Origin of the sequence: Brenneria goodwinii (assembly GCF_002291445.1) — a bacterium.
In the GTDB taxonomy this organism is placed as follows: Bacteria; Pseudomonadota; Gammaproteobacteria; order Enterobacterales; family Enterobacteriaceae; genus Brenneria; species Brenneria goodwinii.
In genome coordinates this window covers 946,485-962,909 of the sequence record NZ_CP014137.1, presented here as the reverse complement: position 1 = coordinate 962,909, position 16,425 = coordinate 946,485, and the positions used below count along the sequence as shown (strand labels likewise).

At 55.6% G+C, this 16,425-nt stretch carries 13 protein-coding genes; 2 read left to right on the top strand and 11 right to left on the bottom strand.

The features are described 5' to 3' along the window. Positions 1 to 5: 5 nt before the first annotated feature. The 8 genes from ACN28R_RS04215 to ACN28R_RS04180 all read right to left on the bottom strand — a co-directional run bounded on the left by ACN28R_RS04215 (position 6) and on the right by ACN28R_RS04180 (position 10,085). Positions 6 to 938, bottom strand: a complete 933-nt coding sequence (locus ACN28R_RS04215) for an electron transfer flavoprotein subunit alpha/FixB family protein (protein WP_197088992.1) — start codon at positions 936 to 938, stop codon at positions 6 to 8. 7 nt (positions 939 to 945) lie between these two features. Beyond that, complete coding sequence (locus tag ACN28R_RS04210) at positions 946 to 1,725, bottom strand: electron transfer flavoprotein subunit beta/FixA family protein (RefSeq protein ID WP_095833682.1); 780 nt, start codon at positions 1,723 to 1,725, stop codon at positions 946 to 948. Positions 1,726 to 1,770: 45 nt separating this feature from the next. Beyond that, positions 1,771 to 2,904 (bottom strand): acyl-CoA dehydrogenase family protein, encoded by a 1,134-nt coding sequence (locus ACN28R_RS04205; protein ID WP_095833681.1) that lies wholly within the window; start codon positions 2,902 to 2,904, stop codon positions 1,771 to 1,773. Next, a complete protein-coding gene (locus tag ACN28R_RS04200) occupies positions 2,904 to 4,061 on the bottom strand; it encodes an acyl-CoA dehydrogenase family protein (protein WP_095833680.1) in 1,158 nt (385 codons plus the stop codon). The genes ACN28R_RS04205 and ACN28R_RS04200 overlap by 1 nt, the downstream gene beginning before the upstream one ends. A 66-nt stretch (positions 4,062 to 4,127) precedes the next feature. Continuing rightward, a complete protein-coding gene (locus tag ACN28R_RS04195; RefSeq protein WP_095833679.1) occupies positions 4,128 to 5,435 on the bottom strand; it encodes an acetyl-CoA hydrolase/transferase family protein in 1,308 nt (435 codons plus the stop codon). Between the two features lie 186 nt (positions 5,436 to 5,621). Continuing rightward, on the bottom strand, positions 5,622 to 7,136 hold the full coding sequence (locus ACN28R_RS04190; RefSeq protein WP_048638278.1) for a 4-hydroxyphenylacetate 3-hydroxylase family protein: 1,515 nt from the start codon (positions 7,134 to 7,136) through the stop codon (positions 5,622 to 5,624). A gap of 61 nt (positions 7,137 to 7,197) precedes the next feature. After that, positions 7,198 to 8,364: an iron-containing alcohol dehydrogenase gene (locus tag ACN28R_RS04185; protein WP_236840181.1), complete on the bottom strand. Its 1,167-nt coding sequence runs from the start codon at positions 8,362 to 8,364 to the stop codon at positions 7,198 to 7,200. A gap of 785 nt (positions 8,365 to 9,149) precedes the next feature. After that, positions 9,150 to 10,085, bottom strand: coding sequence for a helix-turn-helix domain-containing protein (locus ACN28R_RS04180; protein ID WP_072065863.1), 936 nt, complete (start codon positions 10,083 to 10,085; stop codon positions 9,150 to 9,152). Positions 10,086 to 10,886: 801 nt separating this feature from the next. Here ACN28R_RS04180 and ACN28R_RS04175 point away from each other — a divergent pair. Together ACN28R_RS04175 and ACN28R_RS04170 are read left to right on the top strand one after the other, a co-directional pair. Continuing rightward, complete coding sequence (locus ACN28R_RS04175) at positions 10,887 to 11,726, top strand: sugar phosphate isomerase/epimerase family protein (RefSeq protein WP_095833678.1); 840 nt, start codon at positions 10,887 to 10,889, stop codon at positions 11,724 to 11,726. A gap of 232 nt (positions 11,727 to 11,958) precedes the next feature. Continuing rightward, a complete protein-coding gene (locus tag ACN28R_RS04170; RefSeq protein WP_095833677.1) occupies positions 11,959 to 13,215 on the top strand; it encodes an MFS transporter in 1,257 nt (418 codons plus the stop codon). Between the two features lie 483 nt (positions 13,216 to 13,698). Here ACN28R_RS04170 and ACN28R_RS04165 read toward each other — a convergent pair whose 3' ends face one another. From ACN28R_RS04165 to ACN28R_RS04155, 3 genes are read right to left on the bottom strand one after another with little or no spacing between them, the layout of a single operon-like run. Continuing rightward, a complete protein-coding gene (locus ACN28R_RS04165; protein ID WP_197089026.1) occupies positions 13,699 to 14,577 on the bottom strand; it encodes a DMT family transporter in 879 nt (292 codons plus the stop codon). Positions 14,578 to 14,598: 21 nt separating this feature from the next. Further along, positions 14,599 to 15,387, bottom strand: a complete 789-nt coding sequence (locus tag ACN28R_RS04160; RefSeq protein WP_048638275.1) for a 5-deoxy-glucuronate isomerase — start codon at positions 15,385 to 15,387, stop codon at positions 14,599 to 14,601. Between the two features lie 57 nt (positions 15,388 to 15,444). Further along, on the bottom strand, positions 15,445 to 16,425 hold the full coding sequence (locus tag ACN28R_RS04155; RefSeq protein ID WP_048638274.1) for a transketolase family protein: 981 nt from the start codon (positions 16,423 to 16,425) through the stop codon (positions 15,445 to 15,447).

Genomic DNA, 16,425 nt, shown 5'->3' with positions numbered 1-16,425 from the left:
TCGCCTCAGTTGTCGATTGCCGTGTCTAGCAGTGGCAGCACGGTATAAAGGTCACCGACGATCCCGTAATCGGCGGCTTCGAAAATCGGCGCGCGTTCGTCATTGTTGATGGCGACAATGACCTTCGATTCGCGCGCGCCAACCATATGCTGCACCTGACCGGACAATCCGACGGCAAGATAAAGATCGGGCTTCACGGTCTGACCGCTGATGCCGATGTAACGTTCGATAGGCAACCAATGCGCGTCCTCGGCAATTCCGCGCGTACAGGAGACTTCACCTTTCAGCTTGGCGGCCAGGCTTTCGGCGAGCGACAGATCGTCTTTCGAGGCGAAGCCCCGGCCAACCGACACCAGCTTATTGGCCGTTGAAATGTCGACCCCCGAGCTTTCGGTCGGCGTCGTCTCGACGATCGACACCCGGCCGTCGTCAATGACGCCGATGGTTTCGATGCTGCCGGCCGTCGCCGCGGCCTCCGGTATCGTAAAACTGCGCGGCGGGATGGTGGCGACGGCGGGGAATGTCAGTTCATCGACCACCACCGCCAATCCGGCATAAAGAACGCGCGACGTCACCAGTTTGCCGTCCTCGACGGTCAGAGATTTGGCATCGGTGGACAACCCGGCATCCAGTTTGGCGGCGACATGGGCGGCAAGATGCTTGCCCCGCTGCGTTCCGCCGACCAACAGCACCGAGACGTCATCCTTGACGAGATCGTAGACCGCGTCGCCAAGCCCTTCGACCCAGCCTGCGGTGGATTGCAAAACCAAGACCCGGTCGGCGCCCAGCGCCGCCAAATCGTCGGCATTGGCGGCATCAAGCACCAGCGCCGTAATCGGTTGTCCGAGCGAGCGCTTCAGCTCAAGCGCCGGGGTCAATAATTGCTTGGCCAGCAAGGGGGTTTCGGAAAAGAGGAAAATTCCAGTCATAATCGTCATCGCTCTTCTATATGAGACCTTCGGAGGCCAGGCTGGCCACCAGCTTGGCGACGGAGTCCGCCGGGTTGGCTTCTTTGAACACCACATTCTTGCGGGTCATCACGAACCCCTTGACCGAACGGCGAACCGCCTTCGGTTGCAAATCCGCCGGCGACAAATCGAGAGCGCTCACGGCGATCTCTTCGTTGGGTTTCTTGGCGGCCCCCAGAACCTGTTTCAGGCTGGGAATGCGCGGTTGATTGATATCGGACAACACGCTGACCACCACTGGTCCGTTCGTGACCACCTGTTCGGTGCAATCGGCCAATTTGCGCGTCACGCTGACCGTCTCGCCGTCGACATCCAGCTTGTGGACAAGCGTCAGACAAGGCAGACCGAGCAGCGCCGCCAGACGGGGAGCCGTCTGCTGATTGAACTGATCCGAACTGCCTTCACCGGTCACGATGATGTCGTAAGGCCCGATCTTGCGGATGGCGGCCGCCAACACCTTGGCGGTTACCGTGGCGTCGGCCGTCTCGGCGGAGGCGTCGGCGACCCAATACGCCTTGTCGGCGCCGCGGGAGAGCACATCCTTCAGAGACGGCTTAAGCGCCTCGGTGCCATAAGTCAGGACATCAACGCTGCCGCCCTGCGCCTCGACGATCCTTACCGCCTCTTCAATCGCATTGCGATCGAAGTCGCTTATTTTGCCTTTGGCGCGGCTGACATCCAGGCTCAGGTCATCCGGCCTGATCTTGATGTCCTGTTCATTGAGGGTCCACTTATACAAAACCAAAAATTTAGCCATTTTTTCTCGCTCCTTCGGTATGTTTCCACTCCGGGCTAATATCGATCAGGCAATGGAGTCCGCGATGATCTTGTCGGGAAAATCGGCCGGAGCATCAAGCAGAGTGGTTCCCGCGATGTCACGGAACAAGCGCGGCAGCGGCATGAATTCGCTGTAACCGAATCCCCCCTCAACCTGACAACTGTCGATCAGCATTTTCGAGCCGAAACGGGCAAGAAACGCTTTAACTATCGCCGCATCGGTTGCGAACGGTTCGCCGTCCTCAATCAATTGGGCGGTCCGTTGCACGCCCAGCCAGGCGAGATGGCAGTCGGTGGCGACTTCGGCCAGCAACGTCTGGATCGCCTGCAACGCGGCGATGGGACGCCCGAACTGAATGCGCTGCTTGGCATATTCGGCGGCGTGCTTAACCGCCGCCTTGCCGATGCCGATGGTCTGCGCCGCTTCGAATAGCGAAGCCTTGGCCAGCAGCGACTGCGCGATGGCGTCGCCGCCATTTTCGCCCCCCAGCAGCGCCGCCGCGGGCAGCGTGACGTTGTTGAAGACAACATGCGCCACCGGACATCCGTTGAGACCCATGGTTTCCAAACGGGGCGCCACCGTCAGGCCGGGCGTCCCGCCATCCACCAGGAAGACGCTGAATCCCTTCTTGTCCTCCGCCGGCGCCAGGGTGGCGAAAACCACATAAAGATCGGCGACGCCGGCATTGCGCACAAAAGCCTTGGTGCCGTTCAGCACATAGTTATCGCCCTGGCGCGAGACGAGCAGAGCATCAGGGCCGATGCCCGGCGCCGGGCCGTTTTCATAGATAGCCAGAGTCGCCAGGCGCTCCCCTTTGGCCAGCGGCGGTACGAACTCGCTTTTCTGCGTGTCGTTCCCCCATTCGGCGATGGCCAGTGAACCCAAGGTATGGTTATTAAGAATTGTCGCCACGGCCGCGCAGGATTGGGAAATCTCTTCGATCGCCGCAACATAGGCGACCGCGCCGGCGCCGGCGCCGCCCACCGCTTCCGGCAGCAACAGCCCCAGGAAATCGTATCCGGCCAACCGCTCGATGACGTCCCTGGGGTACTCTCCGCTGTGGTCCAGATCGGCGGCAATGGGGTCCAGAAATTCCTTGGCGAACTCGCGGGCGCTTTGCCCAATCAGATGTTGTTCTTCATTCAATTCGAAATTCATTATGCACCTACCTTCAGAGCTGGAGCCGCCACCGGAGCGGGGGCAAGAACCGCACGGGAAATCACCAGACGCTGGATCTGATTGGTACCTTCATAGATCTGCATGATTTTCGAATCGCGCATATATTTCCCCAACTCCGACGTGTAGCCGTGGGATCCGGCCAGGCTCACCGCCTGCGCGGTGACGCGCATGGCCACATCCGAACAGAGGGTTTTGCAAATCGCCGATTCCTTGGAGAACGGCTGCCCGCTATCGCGCAGTTGCATGGTGTGATGGAGAGCTTCCCGGGCGGCTTCCACCTGGATCGCCATATCGGCCAGCTTAAATTGCAGCGTCTGACCCGGCTGCATCTTGCCCGGGAATCGTTTATTCAGATAGTTAACGCATTCGTCGAGGGCGCGCTGGGCCAGGCCGACGCTCAGGGCGGCAATGGCCGGACGGGCCAGGTCGAGCGTCTTCATGGCGACTTTCATGCCCTCGCCTTCTTTGCCCAGCAGATTGGCGGCGGGAACGCGTACATTTTTCAGCAGCAGTTCCGAGGTATTCGAACTGCGGATGCCGAGTTTGTGGTCGATGGTGCCGATGGTGAAACCCGAACGATCGCGCTCAACGATAAACGCGCTCAATCCCTTCGCGCCCTTGGTCGGGTCGGTCAGGGCGAAGATCACATAGACCGCGGCGATGGCGCCGTTGGTGATCCAGCACTTCGAACCGTTGATCACATATTCGTCGCCGGACCTGACCGCCGTGGTCTTGCCGGAACCGGCATCGGAACCGGCGCCGGGTTCGGTCAAACCGAAGGCGCCGAGCTTGGCCGAGAGCATCGGCGTGAAGTAACGCCGTTTCTGCTCGTCGCTGCCGGCCACCAGCACCGAATCCATGCTGAGAATACTGGCCGCCAGCGTGGTCCCCATGCCGGCGCAGCCGTATCCCCACTCCTCCAGCACCAACGCCTGGGTCACAGAGTCATAATCCAGCCCGCCATATTCTTTCGGTACGGCCATGGCAAAAATCTTACTCTCCTGCGCGGCATCAAGGAGATAGGAGTGAAACTCGCCGCTCCTATCGAATTCCGCAGCCCTCGGTATAATGTATTCCGCAACAAAACGTCTCGTTGCTTGCCTTATTTTCTCTTGTTCCGGATGTAGGATCGCCACGTCTTTTTACCCTTTCGCTATAGACTGAAAATGATGATGAAACTTAGCGGCCGCCCGAGGCGCCCGTTAAGCCAAAACGGAATCTTTGACGCTCGCGGCAACGGTTTGACGCAAGTCATCCCGGAAATCGGGATGAGCGATGGCGATTAACGCCTCGGCCCGCTGGCGCAACGTTTTGCCGCGCAGATCGGCGATACCGTACTCGGTCACCACATAATGGACGTCGGTGCGCGAAGTGGTCACCGCCGCGCCCCGATCCAGTTCCCGGCAAATGCGCGAGACCTTTCCCTTGGCCGCCGTGGACGGCATGGCGATGATGGCTTTACCGCCCTTGGACCGGCTCGCCCCGCGGATGAAATCCACCTGACCACCAATGCCGGAAAACTGCCGGCGGCCGATCATCTCGGCGTTCACCTGCCCCATAAGATCCACCTGCAGCGCGGAATTGATCGAAATCAGATTGTCATGCTGGCCGATCACGAAAGGATCGTTGACATAGTTCACCGGCATCATCTCCACCGCCGGGTTATTATCGACAAAGTCGTAGAACTTGCGGCTGCCCATCAGGAACGTCGCGATGAATTTGCCCGGATTGATGGTCTTTTTCTTGTTGGTGATAACGCCCTGTTTAGCCAAATGCACGACGCCGTCCGAGAACATTTCGGAATGAATGCCGAGGTCTTTTTTATCGTTCAAAAACAGCAGCACCGCGTCGGGAATGGCGCCGATCCCCATTTGCAGCGTCGCGCCGTCGGGAATGAGGCTGGCAACGTAATTTCCGATCTTGCGCTCCACATCGCCGATTTTCGGCGGCGTCAGCTCAATAATCGGCTCGTCTTGCTCAACGATGTAGTCGCACTGATCGAGTGAAATCCTCGCCCCGCCGGTGCGGGGATAAAACGCGTTCACCTGGGCAATGACGATACGGGCGCTTTCAGCCGCCGCCTGCGTGTAGTCCACCGAAATGCCATAGCTGCAAAAGCCGTCCGCGTCCGGCGGTGAAACCTGGATCAGTGCCACATCCACCGGCATGATCCCCTCCTTGAATAGGCGCGGGATCTCAGAGAAGAAACACGGGGTGAAATCGCCGCGTCCGTCCTCGATCGCCTGGCGGGTCGTTTGGCCGAGGAAAAAGCCGTTATGGCGAAAACTTTTCTCCATGCCGGGCTGGGCATATTTCGCCGGCCCCATAGCCAGCATATGGACGATCTCCACGTCTCTCAGTTCATCGGCCCGTTGCACCAGCGCTTCGACCAACGCCTGCGGCTCGCCGGTGCTATGGCCCACGACGACGCGGTCACCCGAACTGACCACCGTCAGCGCCTGGTCAGCGCTGACGATTTTGTCACGATACCTGTCTTTCCAACTGGTCATTATTCGTTCCTCATATATGGATTGAGGCCATACCGGTCTGCGCGTCCTGGACCGCTTTTCGGGTCGGCGAACGGGCGGCGAAGTCATCTTTCACCACTGCGATACCCCTTCCACCGCAGCCCCTTAAAACGAAGAAACCCCGGGTGGCAAGACGGGACGGTGCCCGCCGCCACAGCTGCGCTCACCCTACTTGGCGGGCGAAAGTTCCTTCTTCTTTTTTATGTCCTTTGCGTCCTTTTCGGGACTCGCCTCAGGCGGAATGCCGGCGATGGTCTTCGCCAGTTCTTTTTTCCCGTTGAGATTGCCCTGACGGGCGATCATGATGCGCTGAGCCTGCGGACTGCCGGCGCCGTGCATCGATTCCGTACGGTATCCGACAGCGGCGGTGCCGAGCGTGATATTTTCGATCAGGCGCAGAATGCGCATACGATGTTCGGTCGGCACCGAGGAGACGCCGGACAGATATTTTTCCAGCACATTGCTGAGTTCCGGGTTTTTGAGGTCTTTTTCGGATGGCATGGTCACCATCAGACCGCCGGCGATGTCCTCGGCGAGACGGGCGATCTCATAGGGGAAGCGGGTAATATTCTGCTTGCACACATTGGCCAGCAAAAGGTTGATGAGATAGGTGCCCGAGGCCGTCTTGTGACCTTCGCAAGAACAGGAGATGCCGCATGCGTACAGCGTTTCGTTGAGATGCGTCATCTCAATAAGTTTATCTTTGACGTGCGACGCCTTCTGGGCGCCATTGTATTCGGCCGCCAGCGCCGACGCGCCGATCAACACGTCGCCTACGCCGACCTTGCAGCCGCCGTAACTCTGGCGATGATAGCCGGCGAACCGTTCCACCAGCATGCCGGAGAATTCACATTCGCCGCACATAAAGACGCGTTCCCACGGCACGAACACGTTCTCGAATACCACCAACGCTTCGTGGCCGCCATAGGTCGGGTTACCGACGTCGATGTCGCCGCCTTCAAGCTTGCGCGTATCGCAGGACTGGCGGCCGTAAATATAAAGGATGCCGTCGGTATCGGCGGGGATGGCGAAGCTAACCGCGTAGTCGTCGTCACCGGGCCCCATGCTGATGGTCGGCATGACCAGGATCTGATGCGAATTGAGGGCGCCGGTCTGGTGGGCCTTGCATCCCTTGACCACGATGCCGTCGGCACGCCGTTCAACCACGTGCAGGTACAGATCGGGGTCGGCCTGTTTCGACGGCGCCAGGCTGCGATCGCCCTTGGCGTCGGTCATCGCGCCGTCAACCGTCCAGTCATTCTCCTGCATGGCCCGCAGAAACTTTTCGAAGCGTTCGTGGTAGTGAGTGCCGAGTTTCTGATCCATTTCAAAGGTCGTGCTATCAAGCGCGTTGACGGCGTCCATACCGACGCAGCGCTGGAAGCAAGAGGCGGTGGCCTGTCCCAGCAAGCGCTGCATTTTGACCTTTTTGACCAGATCTTCAGTGCTGCGATGCAGATGCGTGAAGCGGTTGACTTTCTGGCCGGTCAGGTGAGAAGTCGCGGTCATCAGATCCTGGTGCTGCGGATCCTGCGCCAGGGCGTAAGTCGCCTTCACCGAATTCAACGAGGGACGGATGATGGGGTGATCCACCGTGTTTTCCACCAACTCCCCTTGTAGATAAACTTTGAAGTTCATCTTGCGAAGGCTTTCTTCGTACTGCTCGGGTGTCATTAATGGCATGATAATATGTCCAAAAGTAATTGCATTGCGGTGCTGTCATTGCCCTTACGCGCGATTCCGCTTAAAAAGCCTCGCGATATAGGGCAAGCGCATCGGCCTCGGTGACGTCCACCGGATTATTCATCAGCAGTCGGGTTTGCTTCATGGCGTCGGATGCCAAAAGAGGCAGGCTATCTTCGGTAACGCCGACGTCACGCAGCCGCAAAGGCGCGCCGCTGTCATTCAGCAAAGTTTTCATGGCGCGGACGAACGCGGACGAGCGCGTTTGCTCATCGCCAGGACCAGGGCCAAGCAGGACATCGGCCAGCTCGGCATAGAGAGGCGCCGCCACCTGCGCGTTAAAACGCAGCACCGGCCCCAGCATAAGGGCGTTCGACAGCCCGTGCGGGACGTGGTAATGGCCGCCCAGCGGATAGGCGAGCGCATGTACGGCGCCGACCGGCGAATTGGCGAACGCCTGACCGGCGAGCGTGGCGCCGGCCAACATGCCTTCACGAGCGGAACGGTCTTTGCCGTCCTTGCAAGCGGCGATAAGATTGCTGCTCAACAGCCGTAACGCTTCGCGGGCAAAGGCATCGGAGATAATGTTTTTCTTGAGTCGGCCCGTATAGGCCTCAATGGAATGAACCATGGCATCGATGCCGGTCGCCGCGGTATGGATCTTCGGCAATCCGACCGTCAATTCGGCATCAAGCAAGACATAATCACAGTAGAGCTGAGGCGCCACGACGCCGGATTTGGTGGTTTCTCCCGTCGTAATGATGGAGATGTTGGTCACTTCCGATCCGGTGCCGGCGGTGGTGGGGATCAGTACCAGCGGCAGCCGTTCCCCCTTCACATTGCCGATACCGGCCATCTCGGTCAGCGGCTGCGGGGTACGGAGCAGGATGGCGGACAACTTGGCGACGTCAATCGACGAGCCCCCGCCCAGGCCGATGACGATATCCACGCCGGCGGCGCCGGCTTGTTCGACGCACTGCATTAAAATGCTTTCCGGCGGATCGGCGAGCACGCCGTCGAACACAGACACGGAAAAGCCGTTCGCCTTCAGGTTCGCCACAACCGGCTCGATCACGCCGGCCTTAACCAGACCGACATCGGTGATCACCAGCGCTTTACGCGCGGCGAAACGCCCCTTCAGTAACTCGCCAAGCTGCTTGGCGCCCGACCAGACCATCTGGATACTGGGTACCGTGTTGAATTCAAAAGGTTCGATGAACTTAGGCACACTGATTCTCCTATTTGTCCTAATTAATTCAAGAGAGGCGAAATACGGCCTCCTATTTCCTTTCCTTTGCGCCCGGCGTAAAACGGGTCTTAGCGTGAAGATGGCTCGGCCCTTGCGGGCCGTCCACCGGCAGGTCCCGGTTGATAATTATATTTTTAATCATATCGGGCATATTAATTACCTCGTTATTCGCAAGCATAAATATTTAATTTAAATCAGATTTACGCGCTGATTTTTATAAACATCGAGATAGCTAATAAGATGAGTAAAAGTATATTTCTCCCTGGCAATGAATACTTTAACGATCTTGGGTTAAATCATGACGTAAATGCCGATCGCCATCACATATTGCTTCCGGCTTATTCACAATGTTGCTTTACTCACCATGGAATGCCCGTTCCTCTAAATAGAATCGCTTAATCGCGCTTGATATTTATCAACCCCTGTTTATTGCCGGAAAATAGTGATGCCGCTTGCAAAATTGCCCTGCATTATTTGCAGTAACAGCCACATATAACCGGCATCGGTGATGGCGCGTTACGCTCTCATGGCATTGTCGGCATGATGATTTTCAACGGTAACGCCTCTGGCGGGAATAACGGCAGGAACCACGGCGGGAACATGGTGGTGACTGTTCCTGGTTTTTTAGCCAGGAACAGAGTAACGATAAATCAATCAGCAAGACGGGATGGCCGCCTGCTTGCATTGCTCATCCATTTGGGTGGAAAGAGCGGTTTGGCTATTGCCCAGATCGCGCAAATCGGATGGCGTTCCCGCAACACGATCTACGTATTGTCGCGCTTATTTAGTGAACTTATCTGGCTATGGCCTTGCAAAAGCATATTCTGCCCGGAGCCTGGACTGTTGTTTTCCATCAGGTACTCGCTCCGGTACTGCCCTGGCGTTTTCCCTCTCACCTTGTTTTTAAAATAGTTATGAAAATGACTCAGGTTGGCGAAGCCAACGCGGTAGGCAATCTCTGTGATATTTTCCATCGCCTTCCCCTCCGCGGTGGTTAGCAGTGTTTGAGCTTCACCCAACCGTCTTTTTATCAGGTAATCCATCGGCGAGTAGCCGTAGGTCTTCTTAAATTCATGTGAGATATAAAAAGAGCTCGCCCGGAACTTACGCGCCAGGGTATCCAACTGAATGGGTTCGTAGAAATGCTGATCGATGAAATTTTTTATGCTCGCCGGCAGTGAATCATCCCGCGGGTCGGCACAGTCATCAAGCTCCACTAAGATATTGCTGTTGATGTAGTCCAGCAGTACCTGCGTCATGTCCTGCGTCATGGAGACCTTTTTTTCCGCCGCGCTGCCGAGCATCATGAAGATGGTATTCATCAGCAGAAAAACGTTGCTGAAATGTTGGTAGAGCGGGAATACCGGCACCGCCCCGCCCGGGATGAAGGTATTTGGGCGCATGCCTCGTTTGACGATGTTGCGGATGCCGCAGCAGAGAAGAGAGGTGCCGTTTTCAAGGTATTCATCATGCACCACAAGACTGTTATAAATTACCAGATCGCCACGTTTGACAGGATATGTCCGGTTGCCAATGAAAATGCTTCCCGTTCCCTCAGTGATCAGAATGAGCTCCACTGTCTCCGGATGCATGTGCATTAAACGGGAATAAGGCCCCTGATATTGATCGACTTTACTGGCCCATGCCAGGCATGGGCGATCTGACATGGGGGAATCAGGCTGGCAGAAAAACTGTCGCATTGTCACTTCCTCCTAAAATTATCGACATTGCCGTCAGGTCGGTTGTTCGAAACCTACGGTCAGACAACACTGGCTTGAGCCGGTACGCCCTCGGCGTGTGCCTTCACAACGAGGTATGATCAAGTCTGAATTTTATATGATTTTTATCGATACACGCTTGAGTGAACCTAGCTGGAATACTCAAGCCGTTTTTTTAACTTTCCCCGTAAGCACGCCCTGAAGTTGAACGGTAAATCAAACAACACGGCTCAGTGGTAGGTAGGATATTTCCGGGCAGGCAAAACGGGGATCACGACCCCCATAATTTTAATTTAGACAGTATTGGTATACCTATACATGACTTTGTAAAGTGATCGTTTTCACATATTGTCATTAAAAAAAAACATAATTTATACAAAACATTTTTAAGGGATCATTTCCCTGATAAGCAAAGCAACATTGTGAATAAGCCGAAAGCACTATGTGATGGCGATCGGTATTTACGTCATTTTTTAACCCAAGATCGTTAAAGTATTCATTGTCAGGGACAAATATACTCTCTCTTTACTAGAGAAAATATATTTTCATTAGCCAGCTAACATTTTATAAAAATAAACGCGTAAACCTGATTCAAATTAAATAAATACGATTACGTATGGAGGGATTATTTATTATGTCCGATGTGATTAAAAATATAATTATCGAATGGGACGGTGCCGGCGGGCCGGATCATGCGGGCAGCCGGTGCGCAGCCCCGATACACTTCGATTCAACCAGCGGACAGTCGCGCCGCAATGCCTGGGCCCATAGAAGGGGATACACATCATGAAACTGGGATTTAATCAAGCCACCTGCATGATGAATTCGACGCTGGAACAGGATATCCAACTGGCTGAAAGCTATGGCTACGACGTGATCGAGTTGCGCCTGGACATGCTGACGAACTATCTGCAGCAGCACGATATCAGCGAGCTGGCGGCGTTTTTCGCCACCAGCCACTTGCAGCCCTACGGTTATAACTCGCTGGAAGACATCACTTTCTGCGATCCCGAAAGCTGGCGGGAAAAGCGCGACCAGCTGGCTTTTGCCTGTAACGTGGCCTCGACTATCGGCGGCGATTGCCTGGTGGTGGTGCCCACCATTCGAGCCGGTCTTGCACGCTCGCAGGACGAAGTCATCAAGGATTCGGTGAAGCGGTTGCGGGAGATGTCCGACTATGCCGGCGAGCATGGGATGCGCCTGGCCTTCGAACCTATCGGCAGTGCCCACTGCTGCGTACGCAGCCTGCCCCTGGCGATGGAGATTGTCGATGCCGTCGACCGGAACAATGTCGGTCTGGTGGTGGATGCTTTCAATTTATTTCTATTTGATCAATGGCAGGATCCCTCGATCTTACGCCAGGTGCCGACAGAGAAAATCTTCGTCTATCATATTGATGACTCAGATGATTTACCGGTGGATAAGCTGGATCATTGCCATCGGCTATTTCCCGGCAACGGCATTATTCCCCTGACCGAGATTTCCCGCCAGTTAGCGTCCATACATTATACGGGGCCTTGCTCGCTGGAGCTCTTCAATCCGGGCTATTGGCGTATGGAAGCGCGAGACGTGTTTGAGATCGGCGCCAACAAAACCAGACCTTTCCTCAACGCGGACGCATAGTCACGGTCACGCGCCAGGCTAAGATCTCGGAGTAAAAGGCGGGGTGGAGTATTACCCGCTTTTTGCATTATTCATTCGCTGTTTGACAGGATGTCGCCATGGCGGCGCCTCTTACCACATAAGACCTGACGATTTAGCGCTTTCTTTCCCTATCGCCCCTCCCGGCCACGCTGAATTTGTCTTCGTCGGTATGCGTCGGCGGCGATATTGGCGGCAGCCGGGGATAAGATTAATGCATCAGGAAGTACCAGCGGATAGCAGCAGCCGCACACCCGCGGGACAGGAGCCGTTAGCAGGAAATGTGCCTATCGCCGTGATTGACGACGGCACGCTAAAAAACACGCACTCCCGGCTATTTCGCATCATTTGCTCCATGTTCCTGGCGTATATGACCATCGGCCTGCCGCTAACGGTCATCCCGCTATATGTCCACCAGCAGTTGGGGTTGAATAATACGCTGGTCGGCGTGGCGGTGGGCATCCAGTTTCTGGCCACGGTTCTGACCCGGGGATATGCCGGGCGGTCAGCGGATAAACATGGCGCGCGGCGCACGACTTTTCAAGGTTTGCTGGCGTGTTCGCTATCAGGTCTGGCTTATATTGCTTCCGCCATAATGGTTGACTCCACCGTCGCGGCTTTTTTGCTGCTGATAGCCGGCCGGTTACTGCTCGGGCTTGGCGAAAGCCAACTGCTGACCGGTAATCTGACCTGGGGACTGGGACTGGTCGGCGCGCAGCGTTCCGGCAGAGTCATGTCCTGGAACGGTATGGCGACTTATGGCGCCCTGGCGGCCGGAGCCCCCCTCGGCCTGGTGATTTTCCATCTATGGGGATTCGCTGCGCTCGGCCTCGTCACCCTGCTATTACCCGTAACGGCTATGCTGTTGGATCTGACCGTCCCCCCCGTTGCCCCGCGCAAAGGTGAACGCGTGCCGCTGATGAAAGTTATCAGTCTGATCTGGCGACCGGGATTGGCTCTGGCGCTGCAGGGCATTGGCTTCGCGGTGATTAGCACATTTATTTCGCTGCATTTCAGCGTCCGTCATTGGGGCAATGCCGGCTTTGCCCTGACCGCTTTCGGCTGCGCGTTTATCGCCATGCGTCTGCTGTTCGGCTCAATGCCGGACAAGTACGGTGGGGCTAACGTGGCAAAATTATCGCTGTTATTGGAATGCGTCGGTCTGTTGCTGCTGTGGCTGGCGCCGGTATCCTCTCTGGCGCTGGCAGGCGCGGCTATTACCGGGAGCGGCTGTTCGCTGATATTCCCTTCACTGGGGGTTGAGGTTATCAAACGGGTCAGCCCCCAGGCGCACGGTACGGCGCTTGGCGGCTATTCCGCCTTCCAGGATATCGCTTACGGCGCAACCGGCCCGCTGGCCGGTATGCTGGCGACATTTTCGGGTTATCAGACGCTGTTCCTGGTTGCCGCCTTCTGCGCCCTGGCGGGGGCGGCGGTGGTTCATTATCTGGTGCAGCATCAGGGCGCCTGATACCGCAAAGAGGGATTTACCCCCTCCCGGCCTCCCCCTTGTCAGCTGTCTCTTAGTCACATTTTTATGCGGACTTGGAGATAGTTTCGTGCGCCACAATGCCGCTATTTTCATGCTGCCTCGCAGCACGCGCCCGACATAGGGGGCTCAAACGCCAGCCCCCTATGAATCCCGGCTTGCGGCTAAATTATGTCGCTGCGCGATGCCTTCGTCGGTATCAGGCTTAACGGACCGCTTGCGACACGTTCCAGACGTGGCGCAAGCTTTCGCCGCGTCCGTGCGGCTCATCCTAAGCCTGCTATCTCCTCAGCATAATTTCTTACGCCGGATAACGGCCCCCCCTCATAGCCCCTACATTTGTGTATAAGAGACAGGGGAAGGGTCGGGGTGGGGTTGGGTTGGGAACCTGAAGATTCGTCATCAAACGCAAACGGTGTTAGTCATTTATCATTACATTAATAAATCACCGCCAGGATGCAGCCGCTACATTTTTAGTTTCTTGAGCAGCAGGAAATAGCGGCCGCGATACCAGACCAGGGCGAGCAAAATCAGCAGGCAACCCATCGCCTTCTGGGCGGGCATCTTTTCTCCATACCAAAAGGCGGAGAGAATAACGGTCCATACCGGCTCCAACACCATGATGATGGCGGCGTTGGCCATACTGGTCCGTTTTTGCCCCGCAATTTGCAATAAAAAGCGTATCGAGGTGGCAATTAGCGCACTGGCCACGAACCACAGCCAAATATTGCAGCTGATGGCGTCGGGCCACTCTTCAAAACACAGTGAGATTGCCATGCCGCATAGGCCGGTACAAAAAAGCTGAATACAGGTAAAAGGGAATACAGGTATTTTCTGCGCATAACGACTGTTGACGCAAAAATACACCGCCTGCGCCAATGCGGCGGCAAGAAACCAATATTGGCTGACCGAGACCCGCCAGCCTTGCGTTAATGTCAGTAATGCCAACCCGAACAGCGCCAGGGGCAAAGATTCCCAAAAGGGGCGCGATGGCCTGAATTTGAACATGATCCATGCCACTACCGGCACAAACAGCATGGACAGGCTCATGATAAATGCCCCTTCGCCCAGCGCGTTACTTAGCGATACCGCAAGGATCCACAATAACATCGACAACGCTTGCAGGCAGCCCACGCCAACGATGCCGGGGACGGCCGATAGGCTAAGGTGAGTTTGCCGTCGAAAACAAAAAGGCAGCAAAAATACGCCAGCCAGTAAAAAGCGCAGGCCAATAAAACCAAATATTGGCATGCCCTGGAGTGACTCCTTGGAAAAAATCCACCCAAGACCCGCTATTAACGTTGTCGCGACTAATAGCAAATCCGCGCGTCGTTGTTGACTTATCATGGCATGCTGACTATTGGCTTATATTTCCGGGAAGTATTTTGCCGCTTTATCCGCGACCCACGCATGCTCAGGAACCACATGGGTTTTCATCTCCACATTGTCCTGTAAACGAATCACCCAGATATAGTATTCCGCGTAGCCTGGCGCCGTCGCCTGGCTGTGGGTAACGCCGCCAGCCATGCCGGTAAGATCGTTGTTGCGCACCTTGTGCACATCATCGCCGATCTCCGCAAAGCCGTAGCCGTTCTCCGGCAGGAATTTGTAGTAATAGATCTCCGGTTCCGTATGGAAATGGGGCGGAAAGCTGGACCACTTACCCGGATAACTCACGACTTCGCCGATAAAGAAGTTAGTCTCGGGGCAATTTGAACGATCGAAGAAGGTACGGACGATGCGGGTGGATGCCTCATTCATCAGGCCGGCGCCCCGCTTCTCGGAAGCAAAGAGCAGGTCTTGGCTCTTCATCAACTGGGGAACAAAACCTTTGGCGTTGGTTGTACGCTGGATAGCCACCTCTGCCTTGTCGGATACGCATGTAATGCTAACGGCGGTATTCTGGGGAACGTGAAGCAGAATGGGATCCTCTTTGAAGCAAGACGTCCGCTCGACGGTCTCCTGTTTGCCGTCCCAGGCAAAGGTAATCTTGCCGAACATCAGCACATAGATGGATTCTTTGGGTTCATTATAAGAAACGCTTTCGCCTTTACTCATGCTCTGGACGCCAAAATCCATGTTCATATCGGTGTTGGCTTCCTGAGTCACCATGGCGTTGTAGCCGTTTTTGAATTCACTTGCTGTCAGTTTCATGGTAGATCATCTCCCTTTTAATCGTCGATTTACGGGTGAACCGGTGTCGTCATTTCATTAACTATTAACTTTTCCTTTTCTCCGTATCGCCTTGATGGCTTTCTCGGCGATATCCTCCGCTGACAGGCCGAATTTATTACGGAGATAATCTACCGAACCAACTTCACCGAAATGATCTTGTACGCCGATGCGCTCCATGGGAACGGGATACGTCTCGACCAACACCTCGGCGACGGCGCTGCCCAGTCCATTGTGGATGTTGTGGTTTTCGGCGGTGACGATGGCGCCGGTCTTTATTGCCGCCTGCTCAATGGCTTCCCGGTCAATGGGCTTGATGGTAAACATATTTAATACGGCGGCATCAATGTTTTGTTCTTTAAGGATATTCGCCGCTTTCAGCGCTTCGGCGACGCAGATGCCGGAGGCGATAATGGTGACATCTTTGCCCTCGCGAATCGGCGCGGCTTTGCCGATGGTAAAAGTCGATTTATCCTCATAGATCTTGATCGCATTCTTGCGGGAAAGACGAATGTAGAACACGCCGAATGCTTTCTCCAACTGCCGGACGATGTCCTCCAGCATCACCGAGTCGGTGGGCTCAATGATGGTGATATCGGGAATGTCTCTCAGGGAACCGATGTCTTCGAAGGGCATATGGGTCGCCCCGTTGAAGGCGGCCGTTATGCCGGGATCGCTGCCGACGATGCGGATATTGTTGCGGGCAAACGCCGCGGAAACGAAGATCTGATCCAATGCCCGCCGCGTGGCAAAACAGGCGAACGTATGGGCGAAGGGAATCAAGCCCACCGCCGACATACCGGAAGCGACGCCGATCATGTTGGCTTCCATGATGCCGCAGTCGACGATACGATCGGAAAATGCTTTAGCAAACTTGACCATGCCCACCGAGTTCATCAGGTCGGCATCCAGGGCCACTATTTTGTCATTTTTGGAGGCAAGATCGATCATGGTTGACGCATAGACATCCCGCATCGCCAGTTTTTCCGCTTCCAGACCAGTACACACCTTGTAGTCCAT